At 63.2% G+C, this 20,848-nt stretch carries 16 protein-coding genes and 1 tRNA gene; 11 read left to right on the top strand and 6 right to left on the bottom strand.

What is annotated here, in order from left to right:
* The first annotated feature begins 86 nt into the window (after positions 1–86).
* The 9 genes from RPC_RS21060 to RPC_RS21100 all read left to right on the top strand — a co-directional run bounded on the left by RPC_RS21060 (position 87) and on the right by RPC_RS21100 (position 10,170).
* Positions 87–2,858, top strand: a complete 2,772-nt coding sequence (locus RPC_RS21060) for a hypothetical protein (RefSeq protein WP_041802176.1) — start codon at positions 87–89, stop codon at positions 2,856–2,858.
* A 32-nt stretch (positions 2,859–2,890) separates the two neighbouring features.
* Positions 2,891–3,469, top strand: a complete 579-nt coding sequence (locus RPC_RS21065; protein WP_011474620.1) for a hypothetical protein — start codon at positions 2,891–2,893, stop codon at positions 3,467–3,469.
* Between the two features lies 1 nt (position 3,470).
* Complete coding sequence (locus RPC_RS21070) at positions 3,471–4,235, top strand: SDR family NAD(P)-dependent oxidoreductase (RefSeq protein WP_011474621.1); 765 nt, start codon at positions 3,471–3,473, stop codon at positions 4,233–4,235.
* 161 nt (positions 4,236–4,396) lie between these two features.
* Positions 4,397–5,443 (top strand): NAD-dependent epimerase/dehydratase family protein, encoded by a 1,047-nt coding sequence (locus RPC_RS21075; RefSeq protein WP_011474622.1) that lies wholly within the window; start codon positions 4,397–4,399, stop codon positions 5,441–5,443.
* A 43-nt stretch (positions 5,444–5,486) separates the two neighbouring features.
* Positions 5,487–6,269: a glucose-1-phosphate cytidylyltransferase gene (rfbF, locus tag RPC_RS21080; protein WP_011474623.1), complete on the top strand. Its 783-nt coding sequence runs from the start codon at positions 5,487–5,489 to the stop codon at positions 6,267–6,269.
* 60 nt (positions 6,270–6,329) lie between these two features.
* Positions 6,330–7,568 carry a methyltransferase domain-containing protein gene (locus tag RPC_RS21085; RefSeq protein WP_011474624.1) on the top strand — a complete coding sequence of 413 codons (1,239 nt, stop codon included), beginning with the start codon at positions 6,330–6,332 and terminating at the stop codon, positions 7,566–7,568.
* Positions 7,569–7,580: 12 nt separating this feature from the next.
* Positions 7,581–8,135, top strand: a complete 555-nt coding sequence (gene rfbC, locus RPC_RS21090) for a dTDP-4-dehydrorhamnose 3,5-epimerase (RefSeq protein WP_011474625.1) — start codon at positions 7,581–7,583, stop codon at positions 8,133–8,135.
* Between the two features lie 7 nt (positions 8,136–8,142).
* Positions 8,143–9,078 (top strand): NAD-dependent epimerase/dehydratase family protein, encoded by a 936-nt coding sequence (locus tag RPC_RS21095; RefSeq protein ID WP_011474626.1) that lies wholly within the window; start codon positions 8,143–8,145, stop codon positions 9,076–9,078.
* Positions 9,079–9,228: 150 nt separating this feature from the next.
* Complete coding sequence (locus RPC_RS21100; protein WP_011474627.1) at positions 9,229–10,170, top strand: lysylphosphatidylglycerol synthase transmembrane domain-containing protein; 942 nt, start codon at positions 9,229–9,231, stop codon at positions 10,168–10,170.
* A gap of 106 nt (positions 10,171–10,276) precedes the next feature.
* On the opposite strand, the gene RPC_RS21105 is transcribed toward RPC_RS21100, so the two are convergent.
* The 3 genes from RPC_RS21105 to RPC_RS21115 form a co-directional block, all read right to left on the bottom strand.
* A tRNA-Ile gene (locus RPC_RS21105) sits at positions 10,277–10,352 on the bottom strand.
* 198 nt (positions 10,353–10,550) lie between these two features.
* Entirely contained in the window at positions 10,551–11,804 is a 1,254-nt protein-coding gene (locus tag RPC_RS21110; protein WP_011474628.1) for a sulfotransferase family 2 domain-containing protein, read from the bottom strand.
* A gap of 208 nt (positions 11,805–12,012) precedes the next feature.
* Entirely contained in the window at positions 12,013–13,248 is a 1,236-nt protein-coding gene (locus RPC_RS21115; protein WP_011474629.1) for an MFS transporter, read from the bottom strand.
* 285 nt (positions 13,249–13,533) lie between these two features.
* On the opposite strand from RPC_RS21115, the gene flhA reads away from it, so the two are divergent.
* Together flhA and RPC_RS21125 are read left to right on the top strand one after the other, a co-directional pair.
* Complete coding sequence (flhA, locus tag RPC_RS21120) at positions 13,534–15,669, top strand: flagellar biosynthesis protein FlhA (RefSeq protein ID WP_011474630.1); 2,136 nt, start codon at positions 13,534–13,536, stop codon at positions 15,667–15,669.
* A 303-nt stretch (positions 15,670–15,972) separates the two neighbouring features.
* Positions 15,973–16,173 carry a hypothetical protein gene (locus RPC_RS21125; RefSeq protein WP_041803162.1) on the top strand — a complete coding sequence of 67 codons (201 nt, stop codon included), beginning with the start codon at positions 15,973–15,975 and terminating at the stop codon, positions 16,171–16,173.
* 217 nt (positions 16,174–16,390) lie between these two features.
* Here RPC_RS21125 and RPC_RS21130 read toward each other — a convergent pair whose 3' ends face one another.
* The 3 genes from RPC_RS21130 to RPC_RS21140 form a co-directional block, all read right to left on the bottom strand.
* Positions 16,391–17,272 (bottom strand): anti-sigma factor, encoded by an 882-nt coding sequence (locus RPC_RS21130; protein ID WP_041802178.1) that lies wholly within the window; start codon positions 17,270–17,272, stop codon positions 16,391–16,393.
* Positions 17,272–17,820: a sigma-70 family RNA polymerase sigma factor gene (locus RPC_RS21135; protein ID WP_011474633.1), complete on the bottom strand. Its 549-nt coding sequence runs from the start codon at positions 17,818–17,820 to the stop codon at positions 17,272–17,274. Before RPC_RS21135 ends, RPC_RS21130 begins: the two co-directional genes overlap by 1 nt.
* A 576-nt stretch (positions 17,821–18,396) precedes the next feature.
* On the bottom strand, positions 18,397–20,715 hold the full coding sequence (locus RPC_RS21140) for an AAA family ATPase (protein WP_041802180.1): 2,319 nt from the start codon (positions 20,713–20,715) through the stop codon (positions 18,397–18,399).
* Between the last annotated feature and the right edge of the window lie 133 nt (positions 20,716–20,848).

Here is a 20,848-nt window from a genome sequence, read left to right on the forward strand (position 1 = left end):
ATCATTTTGGATCGTCGGATATCTCGTTCCCCACTCATTTTTACGCACTTTTCATTGCTGGTCAGTCGATGCCATCACGGGTGATTATGGCGCTGGTGCTGACCCTCGTCGCGGCAGCAATCATTTTGCTCGCGAACGTCGTTCTCGACATCTCGCAAAAGACCCAGCTGCAAATCGCCATTGAGGCTAATGTGGCGAACCAGTCGACGCTTGCGATTTTCGTCGATGACGAACCGCGCCCGTATCTGGCGCAACGCGCCCGCTTCGATCCCCACCTCTACATTGCGCCGGGCGTCCAGCAAGGATTGCATCGCATGAGGCTGGAGCTTTCCGGCCTCGGTGAGGGCGATTGGATTCGCGCGGTCACTTTCGAGGTCGGCGACACTCCGATCCGCCGTTTCGACGTCGAGCAAATTCGTGCCGCCGGCCCGACTCAAATCGGTCGGCCCGCCATCGTCGACCGGCAAACGGTACTGACACCGGTCGACGGCAAGCTCAGCATCGCACTGGCCGACCTGAAGCTGAGCTACAACGGACCCAGCATCGCGAGACTGCCGCAGTGGACCGGTCGTCTCGGACGCGGCGATGGCGTTCTCGGCCTGATCCTGCTCGGCTTTGTCCTCGTCGTCATCGCCAATGCCCGCGGGGCCGGCATGGCGAGCGTGCTGGTTCTTTGCCTGACCTCGACGGTGTCGGTGTATCTCGCGGTGCCGATCATCACGGCGATGGTCGCGGTCCCGGACGCAGCGTCGCTTTCGGTCGGACGGGCCGCCTATTTCGGGTTGTCCACCCTCGCCAACCAGCTCGCCGTCTTGATCGCCCTCGCAGGCGCGGCGACGGCCGCGGTGTGTCTCCTCATCATTCGGCGGGGTCAGTCGGCTTGCGTCGGACCCGCCGTCGCGCCAGGCGCTGCCACGCTTGCGGGACGTTGGCGGGGCGCCGTCGCTTTGGTGCTGACGGTGTTCGTCGCGTCGGTCCCGTTACTGGCCGTCGCCCCCGACATTTACGCGCAGGGCCATTATCCGATCCCGCCCGGATGGGACACCAACAATATCACGCTGTGGCAATACCTGATCCACGAGGGATTTCGGCCGCTGCGGGATTTCTGGTTTCCTTATGGCGGCACCTGGGTGTTTTCGCTGCCGGCGCCCTGGGGCCAGATCTTCAGCGCCGCCGAGCAGACCCTGCTCTATGCCGTTCTGTTGCTGTCGCTGCATGTGGTGATGGGCCGACGGTTGCTCGCCCCTTTCGCGATCGTGTCGCTGATCATGATCGCCGATCGGCTGTATATCTTCTGGGGTGTCTTTCGGTACCTGCTCGCGGTCGACGTCTTCATCGCCTTCCTCGCTCAACTGGCGCCGGCACGCACCCTGTGGACGCGCGGACTGTTTCCCGCAGCCGTGCTGCTGGCGGCGTTCATCGAACCGATCCAGCTCCTCTATGCGGCGCCGGCGGTGTTGATGACGTTCTGCCTGGCGATCCGTTCGCAACCGGGCCGATCGCCGCACGCCGTGGCACGGCGCTTCGCGCTGGAATTCATTCCGGGGTTTGTTGCGGTCGCAGGTTATGCCGCGGTGCTGGCGGCGACCGGCGACCTGAAATACCAGATCGGCTTTCTGACGTCGCTCGGACCGCACACCGTCAGCTCTGCCGTCCCCACCAACCTCGTGGCCGCGCTCGGCCTGCGCTCAGACTTGGCTGCGATCGTCGCGCTGACCGGCCCGTGCCTGCTGGTCGCCATCGGACTGTATCGCTGCCTGGCGACGCCCAAGAGTGCGATCCGGGACATGTTGCTGCTGGGGCTCGGTCTGATCGGATTCATGTTCGTGCAAAAATACATCGTCCGAGAAAACCAGTGGCAGTGCGTGCTGCCGACGGTGCTCGGACTGCTGGTTTGGGCCCATCTCGAGCCGGCGCTGCAGAGGCTGCGAACCGCCGCGATCGCCGGGCTGATCGCGGGATTGCTCGTGATCGTGCTGAGGCCGACCGGCGAACCCAGCAACTATCTGCAACGGCTGCCGACGGCGCCGCTGAAAGCGGCGCGAACACTGGCAACGGCCATTCGAGACACCGAGCAAACCACGCGGACCCGTCAGTTCGCCTATTCCGAACAACGCTTCGCACTCTACCGGCCGGAGCTCGAGCTGGTTCGGCGGCTGGATGCCCTGTCGAGCGGCGCGCCCGGGCCGGTCTACGTTCTGGGCGACACGCCGCAGCTCTACATCCTGCTCAAACAGTTGCCGCCTTACCAGAGCAACAACTACAATGCGGCGCCGATCGGCGAACAGCGGCATGTTCTGGCCTGGCTGGACGACAACAAGCCGCGCTACGTCGTGTGGCGCATCGAGGATCTGCAGTTCGAACTGCCCCACGTGCTGCGCGTGCCGTTGATCTACAGTCGAATCGTGCGCGACTACGTACCGCTGGAAACCGTCGGCGGGTTCGCGGTCCTGCGGCAGCGGGGCGTCGACGAGAAGCCGGCGCTGGCGTGGTGGCGGCAGCATCTGACGCCGGTTTTCGACATGGGCCACATCCTGCAGAACATCAGCACGTCGCGCCGGCCGTCCTGCGACCCGCAGGATCTTTCCCGATGCACCCCCGTGCTCGTGCTGAGCGTTGCCGAAGCGCAGCGTCGGGCGCCCGCGATCTCGGTGCCGCTCGCTTCGGGCGATCTGGAGTTCGAGCTGAAATTTGCGCCCGAGCCGACGGTTGCGAATTACGTCGTTCCTCTCGAACGACTTTGGGCCTACGATGCCGCAACCCTGCTCGGCCAACCGTTGACGATCGCGAAGAAGGACATTCCGGGCGTCACCGTGACCCGGGAGGGGCGCCTGCGGGACGAGCGCTTCCTGTATTGAGCACCGGCCGTTAACCGAGGACCGACCGAGCGATGGACGACACCGAGCAACCGATCAAGGTCAGCCGCCGGGAATTGGCGATCGTGGCCGCACTCACCGGTGTTGTGATCGTGCTATTGAGCGCGAATCTGACCAGGCTCGGCGAGCAGATCGCCGCATGGATCAATCCGCTTCGCTATTCCGGCACCGCCGCGTTGGCGGATTTCATCTGCCCCGCCGCGATCGCCGAAGGCGGACTGCGAACCGGTTGCTCGCATACCGCGCTGGCTTCCAACCCGAACATATCAGGATTCGTCGACAGCGCCGCGACCACCGCAGCCGGGCTGCGCATCACCGGCTGGGCCGCAGACCGCGGCAGCAATTCCGAGGTGGCGCTGGTTGCCGTGACCGTGAACGGCGTGCTGCGCGGGGCGGGTCCGGCGAGCAACCCTCGCCCTGACGTCGCGGCGGCGCTGGGATTGCACGACCACTTGAAGACCGGCTTCGATCTGACGGTACCGATCGACGGGCCGATCCAGCCGGCCGATCTGAACGTGCGGGTGTTCGGCATCGCCGCCGACGGCCGGTTCTGGGAGCTGAGCTCGACGGCGCCGTTCTTCAAGCGCGGTTAGCATGTCGCACAATCCCTCCCTTGCTTCCCAAAACGCCCTGATCGTCGGCGCCACCTCGCGCCTCGCCCAGGCGATCGCGGTGGAGTACGCACAGCGGCGGGTGGCGATCGAACTTGCCGGGCGCGACGCCGGCGAACTCGCACGGATCGCAGCCGATCTTGCGATCCGTCACGGCGCGACGGTCCGCACCCAGCCGTTCGACGCGCTCTCGAACGAAAGCATCGATGCGCTCGCCGCCGAGCTGTTGGGTCGCGACGCGCTGCCCTCCGACCTGGTCTTCGTGATCGGATACGCCGAAAATCTGGAGCAGTCGCATCGGGACGTCGCACTTGCCGCGCAACTGCTCGCCACCAACTATGCGGCGATCGTTCGTCTGCTGACGCAGCTGATGCCGCGGCTGGAGTCCTCTCGCGACCACCGCATCGCCTTCGTCGGATCGGTCGCCGGCGATCGCGGCCGGCGAACCAATTTCGTCTATGGCGCCGCCAAAGCCGCGCTGGCTGCCTATGCCCAGGGCTTGCGGGCGAGGTTGCTGCCGACCGGCAGCCAGGTGCTGACCATCAAGCTCGGCTATATGGACACCCGCCTCGCCTTCGGCAAAACCCCGGGACTGATCACGCCACAGCCGCGAACGGTGGCACGATCCATCCTCGCCGCGATGGACCGCAATGCGATGGTGGTCTATGTGCCATGGTATTGGCGTCCGATCATGACCTTGCTGCGGCTGTTGCCGGAAGCGATTTTCATCCGATTGCCGCTGCCGTGATGCAGGAACTTATTCCACGACCCGGCGGCGCGCGTGATGATCGATCTTGGAGCCGGAAAACGGTGCCCACAGCGCCTCAATCGCTTGACATGCCTGCTGGCACCTGTAGGCCGTAACTTTCGTAATCGAATGCGCGAGTGGACACTCTTCGGGGCTGAGGCATGAATGTTTTAGTGACGGGAAATCTTGGTTACGTCGGCGCGGTGCTGGTTCCTTATCTGCGCGCCCGGCATCCAGGTAGCCGGATTGTTTGCTACGACACCGGATATTTTGCGCACTGCATCACCTCGCGGTCGCGCGCGCCCGAAAGCTATGCGGACCTGCAGTACTTTGGCGATATCCGCGATCTTCCCGATGCGCTGATTGCCGGCACCGACGCCATCGTCCAGCTCTCCGCGATCTCCAACGACCCGATCGGCAACGATTACGAGAAGGTCACCATCGAGATCAATGAAACCGCCAGTCTCGATCTGGCGCGCCGCGCCCGCGATGCCGGGGTCCGCTCGTTCGTGTTCGCCTCGAGCTGCAGCGCTTACGGATTTGCCGAAGGCGACGCCCGCCGCGAATCCGACGCGCTCAATCCGCTGACCGCCTATGCCCGCTCGAAAGTGGGGACCGAGCGCGGACTCGCCGGGCTGCAGAACGGCGAGATGACGATCACCGCGCTGCGCTTTGCCACCGCGTGCGGCATGTCGCCCCGGCTGCGGCTCGATCTGGTGCTCAATGATTTCGTCGCCTGCGCGCTGTCCAGCGGTGAAATCACCGTGCTCAGCGACGGCAGCCCGTGGCGGCCGTTGATCGACGTGTCCGACATGGCTCGCGCCATCGACTGGGCGATCCAGCGCGACCGCAGCGCCGGCGGCCCGTTCGTCGCCGTCAATGCCGGAAGCAACGCCTGGAATTACCAGGTTCGCGACCTCGCCCAGGCTGTCGCCGACGCCATTCCCGGCACCAAGGTCAGCATCAATCGCGACGCCCCGCCCGACAAGCGATCCTACCGGGTCAATTTCGACCTGTTCGCCGAATTGGCGCAAGGTTACACGCCGACGGTGACACTGACGGAATCGATCGAACGGCTGGTCGCCGGGATGCAGGAGTTGGGCTTCGCCGACGCCAACTTCCGCAATTCGCAATTCATGCGTCTGCAAACCATCAGGAAGCATCGCTCCGACGGCCTGCTCGACGCCGACCTGCGATGGACGAATTGACCGGACGCCGCCTCTCCCAGCCTCTTTTGATCGACAGACCGCAATGACCAACATCACCAAGGCCGTGATCCTCGCCGGAGGAATGGGGACGAGGATCGCCGAGGAGACCTCGACGCGCCCCAAGCCGCTGATCGAAATCGGAGGACTGCCGATCCTCTGGCACATCATGAAGACGTACTACGCGCACGGCATCAAAGAGTTCGTGGTCTGTCTCGGCTACAAGGGATATATGATCAAGGAGTACTTTTCGAACTACTTCCTGCATCAATCCGACGTCACCTTCGACTTTACCGACAATTCGGTGATCTACCACCATAAGCGCGCCGAGGACTGGAAGATCACGCTGATCGACACCGGCCTCGAGACCATGACCGGCGGCCGCTTGAAGCGCGTGGCAAGATACGTCGGCGACACTCCGTTCTGCTTGACCTATGGCGATGGCGTCTCGGACATCGACATCGGGGCGCTGCTGAAATTCCACACCGCGCACGGCAAGCTGGCGACCATCACCGCGGTCAGCCCGCCCGGCCGGTTCGGCGCGCTGGTGCTCAATCCGGCCGACGAAGTGCAGAGCTTCCAAGAGAAGCCCGACGGCGAATTGGGCTGGATCAACGGCGGGTTTTTCGTGCTCTCCCCCGATGTGCTGCCTTACATCGAACAGGACTCGACGATCTGGGAACGCCAGCCATTGGAGCGGCTCGCCGCCGAGGGGCAACTCGTCGCCTACAAGCATCGCGGCTTCTGGCACCCGATGGATACGCTCCGCGACAAGCAATATCTCGAGCAGCTTTGGGCCACATCGAAGGCGCCCTGGAAGGTTTGGTGAACCGGGCTTTCACGTGATGGATCGGCGGATCTTCGACCGAGGTTTCTTTAAGGATATGTCATGACGTCCAAACGGCTCTGCCGGCATTGCTCCAGCCCGCTCGACATCCTGGTCGCCGATCTCGGCAGCACCCCGATCTCGAACGATTATTTGTCCGCCGAGGCGGTGGACGGCGGCGAGCCCTACTATCCGCTGCGCACCTATGTCTGCGAAAATTGCAGGCTAGTGCAGCTGCAGAACTTCTTCCGCTCCGACGAACTGTTCCGCGCCGACTACGCCTATTTCTCGTCCTATTCGACGTCGTGGCTGGCGCATGCCGAACGCTATGCGCAGCAGATGCAGCAGCGCTTTGCGATCGACGGATCGAAGCTGGTGGTCGAGATCGCCAGCAACGACGGCTATCTGCTGCAGTACTTCCAGAAGGCCGGCATTCCGGTGCTCGGCATCGAGCCCAGCGCCTCGGTGGCGAAGGTGGCGCGGGACGAACGCAACATCTCGACCCTGGTGAAGTTCTTCGGCAGCGCCACCGCGACCGAACTGGTCGACAGCGGCACCCGCGCCGATCTGACGACGGCGAACAACGTGCTCGCCCACGTTCCCGACATCAACGATTTCGTCCGCGGCTTTGCCATCCTGCTGGCCGACAACGGTGTCGCGACGTTCGAATTCCCGCATCTGTTGCAGATGTTCCAGCACAATCAGTTCGACACTATCTACCACGAGCATTTCTCCTATCTGTCACTCTTGGCCTGCGAACGGATCTTCGAATCGCAGGGGCTGCGGGTGTTCGACGTCGAGGAACTGCCGACCCACGGCGGCTCGCTGCGGCTGTTCGCCTGCCGCAAGGACGCCGAGCACAAGCCTCAGCCGGGCCTCGCCGCGGTTCGCGCCCGCGAAGCCGACATGGGATTGCAAACCAACGCGCCCTATCTGGGATTCGCCGAGCGGGTCCGCGAAACCAAGCGCGCGCTGCTGTCGCTGCTGATCGACCTGAAGCGCCAGGGCAAGCGGATCGCCGCCTACGGCGCGCCGGCCAAGGGCAATACGCTGTTGAACTACTGCGGCATCGGCGCCGACATGATCGACTTCACCGTCGATCGCTCGCCGCACAAGCAGGGCATGTTCCTTCCCGGCACCAGGCTGCCGATCTTGGCGCCGGAGGCGATCGCCGAGGCCAAGCCCGATTATATCGTGGTGCTGCCGTGGAATCTGGAAGCAGAAATCGTCGAACAAATGGCCTCGGTGCGCGCCTGGGGCGGCAAGTTCATCATTCCGATTCCGCTGCCGCGCATTGTGTGAGGATTGACGGCGTTGAAGATCATCCCGACACCGCTGGCCGGCTGCGTGCTGATCGAGCCCGACATCATCGCGGACGAGCGCGGTTACTTCCTGCGGACGTTCTGCGCGTCGACCTTCGAGGCCCACGGCCTCAACCCGGCGATCGACCAGGCCAGCCTATCCTACAACCGCGCGCAATACACCCTGCGCGGCCTGCATTTTCAGGCACAGCCGCACATGGAAGACAAGCTGGTGCGGGTGGTGAATGGCGCGATCTTCGACGTCGCGGTGGATATCCGCACCGATTCGAAGACTTTCGCCAGATGGTACGCCGCCGAGCTCACCGAGCAGAACCAGCGCGCGCTGTATATTCCGCGAGGGTTTGCCCACGGCTTTCTGACGCTGACCGACGAGACCACGGTAGCCTATCAGATCGCGCAGCCTTACGTGGCGAGCCTGGCGCGCGGCGTGAACTTCAGCGATCCGCAGATCGCCGTGCGCTGGCCGCACCCGCCTTCTGTCATCAGCCAGCGCGATCGCGATCTGCCCGCGCTGGCGGCGATCGATCCGACCTCCGTCTCGCAGTGAGCCCGCCATGCGCGTCCTGATCACCGGCGCTCGCGGCTTCATCGGACGGCACGTTCTGCGTCGGCTCGAAGCCGATCCCCGTGTCACTGAGATCCACGCCACGCAATCGCGCCGGCGGGACAGCGACAATGGCCAGGCCCGCACCGTCTGGCACAGCCTCGATCTGTTGCAGCCGGACGCGGCTCATGCGCTCTGCCTGAAGCTGCGTCCGACGCATGTTTTGCATGCGGCCTGGATCACCGCGCACAACGACTATTGGGGCAGCCCGGAGAACCTGGCGTGGCTGGCCGCGAGCTGCGACCTATTGCGCGCCTTCGCAGCATCGGGCGGCGAGCGTTTCGTACAGATCGGCACCGCCGCGGAATATGATTGGTCGTATGGCTGCATGGTCGAGGGCGTCACCCCGGAGCGGCCGAACACGCTGTACGGCAGCGCCAAGAAGTCATTCCATGACGTGCTGCAGGCGGCCTCCGCCAAGCTCGGCCTGTCCGCCGCCACCGGCCGGGTGTTCTTCGGCTATGGCCCTTACGAAAATGCCGGCCGGATCATTCCTTACGCCTGCCGGCAATTGGCGCTGGGGCAGCCCGCGGAATTCTCCTCCGGCGCGGCCTGGCGCGATTTCCTCTATATCGAAGATTTGGCGGCCGCCGCCGTGGCGCTGCTGAATTCGCCGCTTGAAGGCGCGGTCAACCTCGCCTCCGGCGACCCGATCCAACTGCGACGCATTGTCGAACTAATTGGCGAGATCAGCGGCCGCGCGGAGCTCATCCGGCTCGGCGCCAGGCCCGACCGCGAGGGCGACCCGGCGATGATCGTTGCCAGTCCGACGCTGATCCGCTCCACCGGGTGGCAGCCGAGCTATTCGCTGCGCCGCGGCCTCGAGACGACTTACGCCTGGTGGGCAAGCGAAGTGGCGAGAGCCGATGCAGACGGGCGGAGGTGATCGGTTGCGGAGCCTCGGCAAACGATTTACAACCCGGCGAATTCACAAAGATCGTTATGCAACGGTTGCGGCGCCGTCGCGAGATGCAGGCAAACGATTTGTCATGATGTTTTTCAATCACGCTATTCAGTTCGTCGCGCGGCCTGTTTGATGCGCAAATTCGCTATTCAGGCGCTCAAATTCCTGGTCTCGGCGGGGCTCCTCTTCCTGGCGCTGCGCAACGTCGATTTTGCAGCGCTTTGGGCGCGGATCGGCCGCGGCAGCATCGGCTGGCTGGCGCTGTCGATCGGCATCTTTCTGGTTCAGATCGGCTGTTCGGCGCTGCGCTGGCGCCGGATCAGCTCTTATTGCGCAGCACCGCTGTCGATCGGTCAGGCGCTTCGCTTCAACATGATCGGCGCGTTCTTCAACCAGACCCTGCCGTCGTCGATCGGCGGCGACGCGGTCCGGCTGCTGTTGGTGAGCCGCACCGGCGCCGGCTGGCGTGCCGCCGCCTATTCGGTGTTCGTGGATCGGGCGATCGGCCTCATTGCGCTGGCCATCATCGTCATTGTCAGCCTGCCCTGGAGTTACCAACTGATCCAGGACCCGCACGGCCGCACCGGGGTGACGCTGATCGATCTCGCCGCGCTGGGCGGCGGCATCGGCTTTCTGGCGTTCGGCAAAATTCGCTGGCACCGGCTGAAGGCCTGGCGGCCGACGCATCACATTCAGGCCTGTTCGGTGGTCGCCAACCGTGTGCTGTTCGAAAGCGCCGGCGGCGCCTGGGTGGCGCTGCTGTCATTCGTCATTCACGCGCTCACGGTGACCATCGTCTGGTGCGTGGCGCGATCGATCGCCGCGCCGGTGCAGTTTTGGGAACTGTTGCTGCTGATCCCGCCGGTCACGCTGGTGACCATGCTGCCGATTTCGATCGCCGGCTGGGGCGTCCGGGAGACCGCGATGATGGTGGCGTTCGGCTATGCCGGGCTGCCGCTCGCCGACGGCGTCAACATCTCGCTGCTGTTCGGCGCGGTGACGTTCTTCGTCGGTGCACTGGGGGGCGTGGTCTGGATCTTTTCCCACGAAAAGAAAGCCAACACGGCCGGGTGACACCGGTGCCGATCTCGATATGTCGCTGGAACACGGCGCGATGCCATCCCCTCGGCCGCGGCGCGGGAAGGCCGGCACGGGCGATGATATTCTTGTCAAATTCCTTTGGTGGGCCCGGCAGGACTCGAACCTGCAACCAGACCGTTATGAGCGGCCGGCTCTAACCATTGAGCTACAGGCCCGGGCGTCGCGCGGACGACGGTGGGCACCCATACAATGCCACCCACCATCCGGCAATCGTCACGTTGTCTGATCGCTCCCAGCAGCCGGCTACCGTGATCGGGCGGCGCAGAAAAGCCAATAGGTTCAAGCGATTATGAATTCCGGGCAATCTGAGCCGGAGGCAATCAGAGGCTTCAGAGTTCTCAAGCAGCGCCGCCTCAGCAACAATTCCAACCAAGCTTCCAAGGGCCGGCATGTTGCAGACCATCGAAGGCGCCGCGGATGCCGACCACGAAGTCGTCGGAAAAGCCTTCCGGCAACTTGATCGAAAAGCCAGATCCGCCGTTGCCAAATCCGGCCTGGCTGACATCCGGCCTGGGCAGGTCGGTCCAGCCGGTGGCGATCACCTCGGCGGCCGAACGAATCTCGATCAACAATCTCTCGCCGGGAGCTTCGAGATTGACGGCCCATCCGGTCACCACACCGTTGCTGACGTCGTCAACGAAGCCGTGATGAAACGGCGGCTGGCTGCCCAGCAGAGGCCGTAGTGCCTCGATGCATCGGTCGATCGACTCAACGCCGCCTCCGATGCAATCGCAAACCCTTGAGAGGAAGCCGGCGTCAAAACCGCGGTCGATGTAATTGTGTTCGTGAGGATTCGCGAGGTGATCTATTCTGCGCTGGATCACTCGGACATCGGTCAGCGCCTTCTCAAAGAAGTCCGGGAGCTCTGCGACGAGGCACCGGGTCCGCAATTTCACAAACTCAAACAACTCGTAGTCGAGCCGGTTGAGATGTTTGAAGCTCGCGATGGCCGCTGGACTCGGCGAGTCGCTCTTTTCAATCGTCCTGGTACGGTTTGTGTCGAAATGAAATGGACGCGACAAACCGGTTCGCCCGCACAGAAGCAGCAAGTAGGACTCCATGTCTTCGGCAAGTCCAGCGAAGATTCTTCCGGATTCGATGTTGGCCTTGGCCTCCGCGAGCGAGCGCTCGTTGGGCGCTTTACCGCTCAGCATTTTGACGAGCAAATTGGTTTCCTGGAGGGAATTTTCGACCCATTCCTCCAGCGTGATGGCCCCTCGATAGACGAGACTCTCCTCCGAGGAGACGCTGCAGCCCTCGCTCATCACTCCGTTCTTGCCGGTTCGAACATAATGGAAATGCGAAATCTGCCTTTGAAGCGGATCGCGAAGGATCGTCACGTAGTTCAGTGGCCTTCGGAGTTGATGGTGGACGCCATAGACCAGGTGGCCGCCTCCGATCCTGGTCTGAAGATAACGAGGCGTATTGGCCGCAACGCCGCCGGAATCCCGGCTCAAATTGACGAAATTATCGCCGGACTGATTCAAGCGAAAAAACGAAAGGACGGTCATCCCGGCGCTCTTCGGCGGATGCAGAAACAGAACGGGATCATCCCGTCTCGGTGCCACCGCCTCCGTCCAACTGCTGCAATCGCTGATATCGATCATCGCCGTCCCGCCTCGGAGAAAGTCACCCCTCACACAATCTCTCCATGCAAAACGGATGCTAGCAAGAGAGGCTTTGGTCCAAGTTGCCGTTGACAGGTTCCGCACACGGAACTCGGCCGTGGATACCTTTCAACCTAACTTTAGCGGAACTCAATGGTGGTGAGAGTAGCAATAGCAGCGCGACTAGGGACGCTACCTAGTATCCGGCTCACGCCACCGCCGGCCGGCCCCGCGCCCGGATCAGCAGCGCCACCATGATGGTGACGTTGAGCGCGTTCCAGGCCATGCCGTTGATGAACGCCGCGGCGTAGGAGCCGGTGGCGTCGAAGATCACGCCGGAGATCCAGCCGCCCAGCGACATCCCGAGCACCGAGGCCAGGATCACCATCCCGACCCTTGTGGCGGCCTCGCTGGCCGGCATCGCCTCACGGACGATGATGGCATAGCTCGGCACGATGCCGCCCTGGAACAGGCCGAACATCGCCGAAATGACGTAGAGCGAGCCGAGGCTGTCGAAGAACAGGTAGAACAACAGCGCAACGCCCTGCGCCACCGATCCGAGCAGCAGCGTCTTGATGCCGCCGATGCGGTCGGCGAGAAAACCCGAGCCGATCCGGCTGGCAATGCCGAAGCCGAGCATCAGCGACAGCATCTCGGCGCCGCGCGCCGGCCCATAGCCGAGGTCGCCGCAATAGGCCACGATATGCACCTGCGGCATCGCCATCGCCACGCAGCAGGCGACGCTGGCGACACACAGCAACGCCGTCAGCGTGTTGGTCGGCAGCCGCAGATCGATCCGCGGCGGCGGCGCGTTGAGGTGGCGGTGCGCCTCGTGGCGGCCCATGCGCGCCCGCAACGCCAGCAGCACCACCGCCATCGTCGCCGTGCAGACCACGCCGATCCCGATATGGGTCGGCCGCCAGCCGAACGACTGCACGCCCCAATTCACCAGCGGCGGCCAGATCGTGCCGCCGACATAGTTGCCGCTGGCGGCGATCGCGACGGCCAGGCCGCGGTAACGCTCGAACCAGTGCGACGCCTCCGCCATCAACGGGCCGAAGGTCGCCGACGAGCCGGCGCCGATCAACAGATGCAACAGCACGAATTGCCACAGGCTGGTCGAAACCCCTGCCCCGACATAGCCGAGCCCCAACACCACCACGCCAAGCCCGATCGCCGGCACGATGCCGAAGCGGTCGGTCAGCTTGCCGGTGAGAACCCCGCCGAGGCCGAACCCCAGCATCGCCAGCGTGAAGGCCAGCGAGGCCGCGCCGCGGGTGGTGTGATATTCGGCCTGCACCACCGGCAGCACCACCACCACCGACCACATGCCGACGCTGCCGATCGAGCCGATCGCCAGCGCAAGGGCCAGCCTGATCCACGCCTGGCGAGAATCTGGGATGAATTTGGCCGACGTTGCGGCTGTTGAAGAAGGCGTTTCCACGACGCAACTTCGCCGGCCTGCGGGTAAGGGTCAAGAGCGGCTCGCAACAACCCGCGAGCGGGAGCCGACGCCGTCGGAAGGATGGGCGACAGCCGCCCGCGTTAACCCTTTCCTAACCATGCACAGGGCAAAAATTGCCTAGTGAGTTGAGTGTCGTCGACCGCGTGAATTCGGGGATTGCCCGTAGACGCCAGTGCGGTGCCTCACCTTCAAGCCGGCGGCCCTTCGGCCGTCGCGCAGGCGTTTAGCAGCCGCGGGCGACAACCGCGGGGGGAAGCGGCAACGATGTCCGATGTAGCGGCGGGTCAGGGCGGCGGCGCCAAGGGGATGCAGATCCCGAGCCTCGGCGAACTCGGCACCATGCTGAAGCGCGGCGATTTGGCGCTGGCGTTCGGCGTGCTGACCATCCTGGTCGTGCTGATCATGCCGCTGCCCTCGGTCGTGCTCGACCTGTTTCTGGCGATCTCGATCACGCTGTCGATCCTGATCCTGATGACCGCGCTGTTCATCCAGGCGCCGCTGGAATTCTCCTCGTTTCCGACCATCCTATTGATCTCCACGATGTTGCGGCTGTCGCTCAACATGGCTTCGACGCGGCTGATCCTGTCGCACGGCCATGAGGGCACCGCCGCCGCCGGCCACGTCATCGAGGCGTTCGGCAATTTCGTGATGGGCGGCAATTTCGTCATCGGCATCATCGTGTTCGCGATCCTGGTGATCGTGAACTTCGTCGTCATCACCAAGGGTTCGGGCCGTATCGCCGAAGTCGCCGCGCGGTTCCAGTTGGACTCGATGCCGGGCAAGCAGATGGCGATCGACGCCGATCTGTCCGCCGGCTTGATCGACGAAAAGACCGCCAAGGCGCGCCGCAAGGACCTGGAAGACGAAAGCGGCTTCTTCGGAGCGATGGACGGTGCCTCGAAGTTCGTCCGCGGCGACGCCGTCGCCGGCCTTTTGGTGGTGTTCATCAACGTGATTGGCGGCATTATTATCGGCGTCGCCCAGCAGGGCCTCTCGTTCAGCGAGGCGGCGCGGACCTACACGCTGCTGACCGTCGGCGACGGCCTGGTGACGCAGGTGCCGGCGTTGATCGTCTCCACCGCCGCCGGCCTGTTGGTGTCGAAGGCCGGCGTCTCCGGCGCCGCCGACAAGGCGCTGATGAAGCAATTGTCCGGCTATCCGCAGGCGCTCGGCATGTCGGCCGGCGTCATGCTGGTGCTGGCCACCCTGCCCGGCATTCCGATGCTGCCGTTCCTGCTGCTCGGCGGCGGCGCGGCGTGGCTGGCGGTGTCGGCCGGCAAGCGCAACCGCGCCGCCAAGGTGACCGAAGAACGCGAAGCCAACGCGCCGGCCGCGGCGGCCGCCGCCGCCAGCGCCGCGGAGGAGGAGCCGATCCAGGCGTCGCTAAAGATCGACGACCTCAAGATCGAGCTCGGCTACGCGCTGCTGCCGCTGGTCAACGGCCCGGACGGCACCGATCGCCTCACCGAGCAGATCAAGGCGCTGCGCCGCTCGCTCGCGGTCGAGATGGGCTTCGTGATGCCCTCGGTGCGGATCCTCGACAACGTCCAGCTCGAGGCCAACAGCTACGTCATCAAGATCAAGGAAGTCGACGCCGGCACCGGCCGGATCTGGCCGAGCCAGTTCATGGTCATGGACCCCGGCGGCAATCAGGTCGCGGTGCCCGGCATCCACACCACCGAGCCGACCTTCGGGCTGCCGGCGACCTGGGTCGACGCCAGCCTCAAGGAAGAGGCGACGATGAAGGGCTACACCGTGGTCGACGCCGCCACCGTGCTGTCGACCCATCTGACCGAACTGTTGAAGAACAACATGTCCGACCTGTTGTCCTACGGCGAAACCCAGAAGCTGTTGAAGGAACTGCCGAAAGAACAGGGCGAACTGGTCAAGGACATCGTGCCGGGACAGATCACCGTGTCGGGCATCCAGCGCGTGCTGCAGCTGCTGTTGGCGGAGCGGATCTCGATCCGCGACCTCTCGACCATCCTCGAGGGCATCGCCGATGCGCTCGGCATTTCGCGCAACCCGTCGACCATCGTCGAGCACGTCCGGGCCCGGCTGGCGCGGCAGATCTGCGCGCAGAACACCTCGTACAACGGCTATCTGCCGCTGATCGCGCTGTCGGCGAAGTGGGAGCAGGCGTTCGCCGAATCCATCATCGGCCAGGGCGAAGACCGCAGCCTGGCGATGCAGCCGTCGAAACTGTCGGAGTTCATGACCGTGGTGCGCGACAAGTTCGAGCAGGCCGCGCGCGAGGGCGAGGCGCCGGTGCTGGTCACCTCGGCCTCGATCCGGCCGTTCGTGCGCTCGCTGGTGGAGCGGTTCCGGGCGCAGACCACCGTGCTGTCGCAGGCCGAAATCCATCCGCGCGCGCGGCTGAAGACCGTCGGAAGCGTCTGAGCCGGCGCGGCATTTCCGCAACAGCCAAGCGCTTTCCGCCCGGAGGCGCGGCTTGACACCGCGCGGCTTTGCTCGCCTCGCATCGCCGGCGAATCAGGTAATCCCCTGATTTATTGAATAAAACTGTCGTTCGCCGGGGGCGTCAGCGATTTCCGATCGCGAGCTTTCACGAATTATCACTGCCTTGTGATCGGCTCTTCGGAACCAATTGCAGAATTCTTACGTTTCCTCCTGCGAGACGTTGAACCGCCGATGGAATGCGCAAGACACATCGCCAAAGCGGAGAAACGGCAGGAGGCTTCAATGAATCATTCGATTTACAGCGCCGACCGAACCACCCATTTGAAAATCGTGGTGGTTGCTCTTATCGCCGGCATCGCGGTGGCAGGATTTGGTATTTCCGCCCGCGTCAACTCGGATGAGTCATACAGCCAGACCGCGCGGGTGATCAAGGCCGGCCAGCCGGTCACCGTCACCAGCTCCAGCACCTCGCTGGTTCGCTGATATCGTTGAGATTTCGAATTCACGCGGCGCTTTCCAGCCCCGAGCTCCGCGTGATGTCTAGGAAAATCCACTCCCCCAAGTGGACCTAAGACGGAAAACGCCCGCGCCCCACGGGCGTTTTCTTTTGTCTGCAGCCTTGGCAATCGGGCCTTGACGATCGGGCTTGGCGATCGGCCGGATTCTGCGGCCGAAAATCTTGTGGCAAAGCTGCGGCAGGCTATTTGGTCGGCGCCGTCGGCGGCACGGTCTCGATCAGCTTGCCGGTGAACACGATCGGCCCGGTGGCGACGCCGGTCGGCGAGCCGCCTTCCGGCTCCACGGTGACCGCATAGGTCGCCTTGCTCACGGTGTCGCTGTCGAACGCCGCCAAGGCGGCGCGGATGGTGAAGTCGTCGCTGCCGATCACGCCGAGCGAGCGCGGCCGCTGCAATTTGTCCGACACCAGCCACAACTCGTAGCTCTTGCCCGGCTCCTGCTCGGCGCCGACCTTGCGCACGGTGAAATCCTTGGTGGCGGCGTTCACCGTCAGGATGAACGCCGGCGAGGCGGCGTCCTTCTGCAGCAACGCGACGTATTGCGCCGGGATCGGCGGCGGCGGGCCTGCGACCTGCACCACCTGGGTGCGAATCGCGGGGCGCAATTCGTTCGGCAGGATGTCCGGATACGCCAGTTGCGCGACGATGATGGCGAACAGCGAGGCTGCGATCGCGCCTATGCCCATCGCGCCCCACTGCCACATCTTGGCGCGGAACGCGAAATGCACCACGCGCTTGGATTCCGGGCTGAGCCCGGTGGAGACCGCGGGCTCGGGCTGAGGCGCCACGACCACGGGCGCGACCGGCAGCGGCGGAATCTGCAACGGCTGCTGCGCGCCGGACAGGCCGGCGGCCAGCTTGATGCGGTCCCACAACTCCGCCGGCGGCTCGACCGCGTCGACCATCTGGTTGAGCGCGCCGAGCTTGCGCTCCCAGGCCTCGACCATCGCGGCGAAGTCCTTGTCGACCGACATCATCGATGAGACCTGGGCGCGCTCGTCGGCGTCCAGCGTGCCGAGCGCATATTCCGCGGCGAGCGCGATATGGTCTTCGCTGTACTCCATCATGCCAATCCCAGACACTCGCGCACGTCCAACAGGCTGCGGCGCAGCCAGGTCTTCACCGTGTTCACCGGCGTCTCGAACTTCGCCGCCAATTGGTCCCTGCTCCAGCCGTTGTAATAGGCCAGCAGCACCAGCTTCTGCCGATCCGGCTCGAGCCGGCCGACGCATTCCAACAGCCGCTTCAATTCTTCGGTCATCTCCCGGCGCGCCAACGGATCCGGCGTGTCGGCGGCCACGTCGAGCGCGGCCGGCTCTTCCTCGATCGAAACCTCGCCGCGCTTGCGCACCACGTCGATCGCCCGGTTGCGCGCGATCGAGACCATCCAGGTGATGGGGGAAGCGACGGCGGGGTTGAACTGCCCGGCGCTTTTCCAGATCTTGACGTAGGCTTCCTGAATGACCTCTTCGGCGAGGTCCTGACGCCGCAAGATACGCAGCACCACGCCGAACAGTTTCGCGCGCGTCGCCGCATAGAGCCGCTCGAAGGCGAGTTCGTCGCCCTTGGACACAGCGGCAAGCAGCCAGACCAACTCAGCCGGCGTCAGCATTCAACGTCCCCCACGGCGATACCCCATCGCCATCTGCGCGCCGATCGGCGGCGCACCCTCCTAGCATAAACCGCAGTCCTGGCATCCACCAACCATCGGGGGAGATGGGGTGTGGATAGGCGGAGTTGCAGAGCCCCGGGGCTTGGGCGGCGGCCTTCCGCTGAGCACCGCCAAGACATATTCGGCGCGCCGCGAGCGCAGGCTTGCAGGAAACGCCGATCACCGGACCGAGGCGTGCACCCGTCATTGCGAGGAGCACTTGCGACGAAGCAATCCAGAGCCACGCGTGCAGCCCCTGGATTGCTTCGCTGCTCAGGCGGCGCAGCGCGCCGCCCTCGGCTCGCAATGACACCCTGATTTCGCTCGCCGCGCTTTCGACCAGGCTCCATCGCCCCAACGGGGTTTCAGCCTCGCGTCGGATCGCCGCGATCACGCACGGCCTCTCTGCGGGTCGTCCCGGCGCAGGCCGGGACCCATAACCCCTGGAGTCCACGATGAAGCAGAGGACTTACCACACGGCGAAACCGCCGCCTCCGCGGAGTATGGGTCCCTGCGTACGCAGCGACGACGCCTTGCCTACCCACCTTTGCCGGGTCGGCACAGGCGACGCAACGCGGCCAGGTGATTCGGATCCACAATTTCCATCAAGCCGACCAGCGCCGCAGCCGCGGACTTACTTTCCTCGAGCGTCATCGACGAAAATCCAATGAGATCGTCAACGCTATCCGAATGGGATTCTAGCTGAACAAGTCGCTGTAACGCTGCCACCCGCTCGCCGTCGAGCGCTTCGTAGTCCTTCCCAAGCTGTTCCATCTTGCCCGCGAAGCCAGCGCTGCCCGGGCAGCGGAACGCGAGGAATACGTCGAGCACCCTCCGAAGGACGTTCGGAATCATATAGGCGTACTCATACTCCGAGTCGTTACTCGCATGGAACTTGAGAACGTGGTCGACGAGATAGTGATATTCGGAGTCGTACTCACGAAGCAATCGCGACATTTCCACGATCGTGGTAGTGCGCGTCTCTCCTCCGTGGGGAATTTTGACGTCCAGGAAAAGAAGACTGGCGGTCGGCGTGGCATTTTCTTTGCGCGGTCGATGGAAGCGGCTCCATGCCTTCTTAAACTCGTTCATACAGTTCTGATTGTGGGTCAGCACGAAAACCTGGGATGCATCCGCAAGCCGACTTAAGAGCAAGGAGCAGGCGTAGTTGAGAGCCTTGCTGTCGAGACTCGATATTGGATCATCCACCACGACGATGCTGTCCTTTATAGATTTCCCGTCAGCTTCCAGCGTCGACAGGAAGTAACATATGGCTATCGCTGTTTTTTCCCCCTCGCTGGGGCTACCCTCGATGGGTCGACCACGCCGGTGGATTTCGTAGCCCTTATCAACGCTGACAATCGAGAGTTCCTTGTGGCCGAGATACGCTTCGATCAGCCGGTTGATTTTCGCGGCGGCTTGCCCGTGTTCCTTCACACGCACACTCAGATCGCGCGCTTCGGCCTGAAGCGCCTGGAGTTCGCTAGTCGCGGCCTTGAGTTCATTCTCCGCACTGGCCACCGCCTCGCCAACGCTCGCATACTCCTGGTGATTCTCGGCCAAATGGTGCCTACGCAGGGCAAGGCGCGCGTCCTCCTGACGTTGAGAAAAGCTGGCGCACGCCTCGTTGTGTCTTGCGATATTAAGATTCAATACCCCTCCCCAGGATTCGATCCGCGCAAAGGCTTCGTCGGTCAGCCGCGAATCACCCCACGTCATCGCCTTAGCGTCAGGCTTGAGAGTCGGCCTCGCCAACTTCGCGTCGATCGCCGCAATCGCCGGTTCAAGTACCTTCGCAATGGAATCGGCGAGCTCCTCCTTCACCCGACCGGCGGCTTGGTCGTATTCTTCGCGCCGATCGGCCACGACGTCCCTGGATGATGAAATCGACAACGCTATTTTCTGATAGCGTTCCCGCTCGGCCTCTAGTTTCTCCTTTGCGAGGTCGAGCGCCTCTTGAAATTTCTCAAAACCCTCGTCTAACGCGCTCGCCAACAGATCTTTGCGCTCGGACGATAGAATACCGCCGCACAATAGACACTCATTGAGTCCGTGGTTTTCGTGATAGTCTACCCCCTCTTGAACCCACCGCAACATTTCCGAGTGCGTCTCCAGTTCAGGAATTATTGTGAGGCTCGGAGTCTCCTGCAGCAGGCGGATCGCCGTTTGCAATGCGACGTTTGCCGGTGCGGTATCGAAGTCTACATTCGCGAGTTCCGGCATTGCCTCATCTCGCCGACACAACTCCCGCTGCGCCGCCAGTTGTGTATCGTTGAGTGTTGCTCCCGCATCCAAATCAAGTGCAGCATAATCGGAGGTGAGCTGGGGCGCCTCATATTTTCGATTTGCCGGTCTGATTTCCTGAGAGATCTTCCGAGCCACTTCACGCTTGAATGTAGCAACTTGCTGTTCCCCGGCCCTGACAAGCTTCTCGGCACCTGCCTTTCGCTCAGTCGCCGCCGGTATAGCTGCTTCAGTCCTTTTCAGATTCGCAGCTGCTTCGGCTTGTTCTTTGCCGATATAGAACACAGGGCGCGCCTTGCCGGCCGACCACTGCAGGTTTAGATCAATGAAGTCCTCATTGAAAACCGCCAGACGGCTATTCAAAGCGTTTAGAGTGCCGGCTCGCACCGTCTCGCCGCTGTCTGTAGTGAACTCGAACTCGCACGCTGCAGGCAAGTATCCGGTATTGGGATCCGGTTGCATCGCCGCAAAACACCTCGACAGAGTACTCTTGCCTGAACCGTTAAATCCGTAGATCAGATTGAATCGCCTAAACCCTAAGCTTGGCGTTTTTGGAGTGCGATCAGCTAAAATTCCGGCATTCCGTAGCTTACAAATGTTCTGAATGAGCATGACGAATCCAATCTTGATGGTCAGAAACTAACACCAGATTGGGTTGAATCACAAACCGCGTCATAACCTGAGAGTAGTAACGCGCACTGGGCGCTGTGCTCACCTCCTCTCGATCCCAACGCCACTTCACGCC

This window comes from Rhodopseudomonas palustris BisB18, from assembly GCF_000013745.1.
Classification (GTDB): domain Bacteria; phylum Pseudomonadota; class Alphaproteobacteria; order Rhizobiales; family Xanthobacteraceae; genus Rhodopseudomonas_A; species Rhodopseudomonas_A palustris_F.

Bases quoted from the DNA above. Each gene is read 5' to 3' on its own strand.
- RPC_RS21060 (WP_041802176.1), top strand. From the start codon at position 87: ATGGCGCTGGTGCTGACCCTCGTCGCGGCAGCAATCATTTTGCTCGCG.
- RPC_RS21065 (WP_011474620.1), top strand. From the start codon at position 2,891: ATGGACGACACCGAGCAACCGATCAAGGTCAGCCGCCGGGAATTGGCG.
- RPC_RS21070 (WP_011474621.1), top strand. From the start codon at position 3,471: ATGTCGCACAATCCCTCCCTTGCTTCCCAAAACGCCCTGATCGTCGGC.
- RPC_RS21075 (WP_011474622.1), top strand. From the start codon at position 4,397: ATGAATGTTTTAGTGACGGGAAATCTTGGTTACGTCGGCGCGGTGCTG.
- rfbF (WP_011474623.1), top strand. From the start codon at position 5,487: ATGACCAACATCACCAAGGCCGTGATCCTCGCCGGAGGAATGGGGACG.
- RPC_RS21085 (WP_011474624.1), top strand. From the start codon at position 6,330: ATGACGTCCAAACGGCTCTGCCGGCATTGCTCCAGCCCGCTCGACATC.
- RPC_RS21095 (WP_011474626.1), top strand. From the start codon at position 8,143: ATGCGCGTCCTGATCACCGGCGCTCGCGGCTTCATCGGACGGCACGTT.
- RPC_RS21100 (WP_011474627.1), top strand. From the start codon at position 9,229: ATGCGCAAATTCGCTATTCAGGCGCTCAAATTCCTGGTCTCGGCGGGG.
- RPC_RS21110 (WP_011474628.1), bottom strand. From the start codon at position 11,804: ATGATCGATATCAGCGATTGCAGCAGTTGGACGGAGGCGGTGGCACCG.
- flhA (WP_011474630.1), top strand. From the start codon at position 13,534: ATGTCCGATGTAGCGGCGGGTCAGGGCGGCGGCGCCAAGGGGATGCAG.
- RPC_RS21125 (WP_041803162.1), top strand. From the start codon at position 15,973: ATGAATCATTCGATTTACAGCGCCGACCGAACCACCCATTTGAAAATC.
- RPC_RS21130 (WP_041802178.1), bottom strand. From the start codon at position 17,272: ATGGAGTACAGCGAAGACCATATCGCGCTCGCCGCGGAATATGCGCTC.
- RPC_RS21135 (WP_011474633.1), bottom strand. From the start codon at position 17,820: ATGCTGACGCCGGCTGAGTTGGTCTGGCTGCTTGCCGCTGTGTCCAAG.
- RPC_RS21140 (WP_041802180.1), bottom strand. From the start codon at position 20,715: ATGCTCATTCAGAACATTTGTAAGCTACGGAATGCCGGAATTTTAGCT.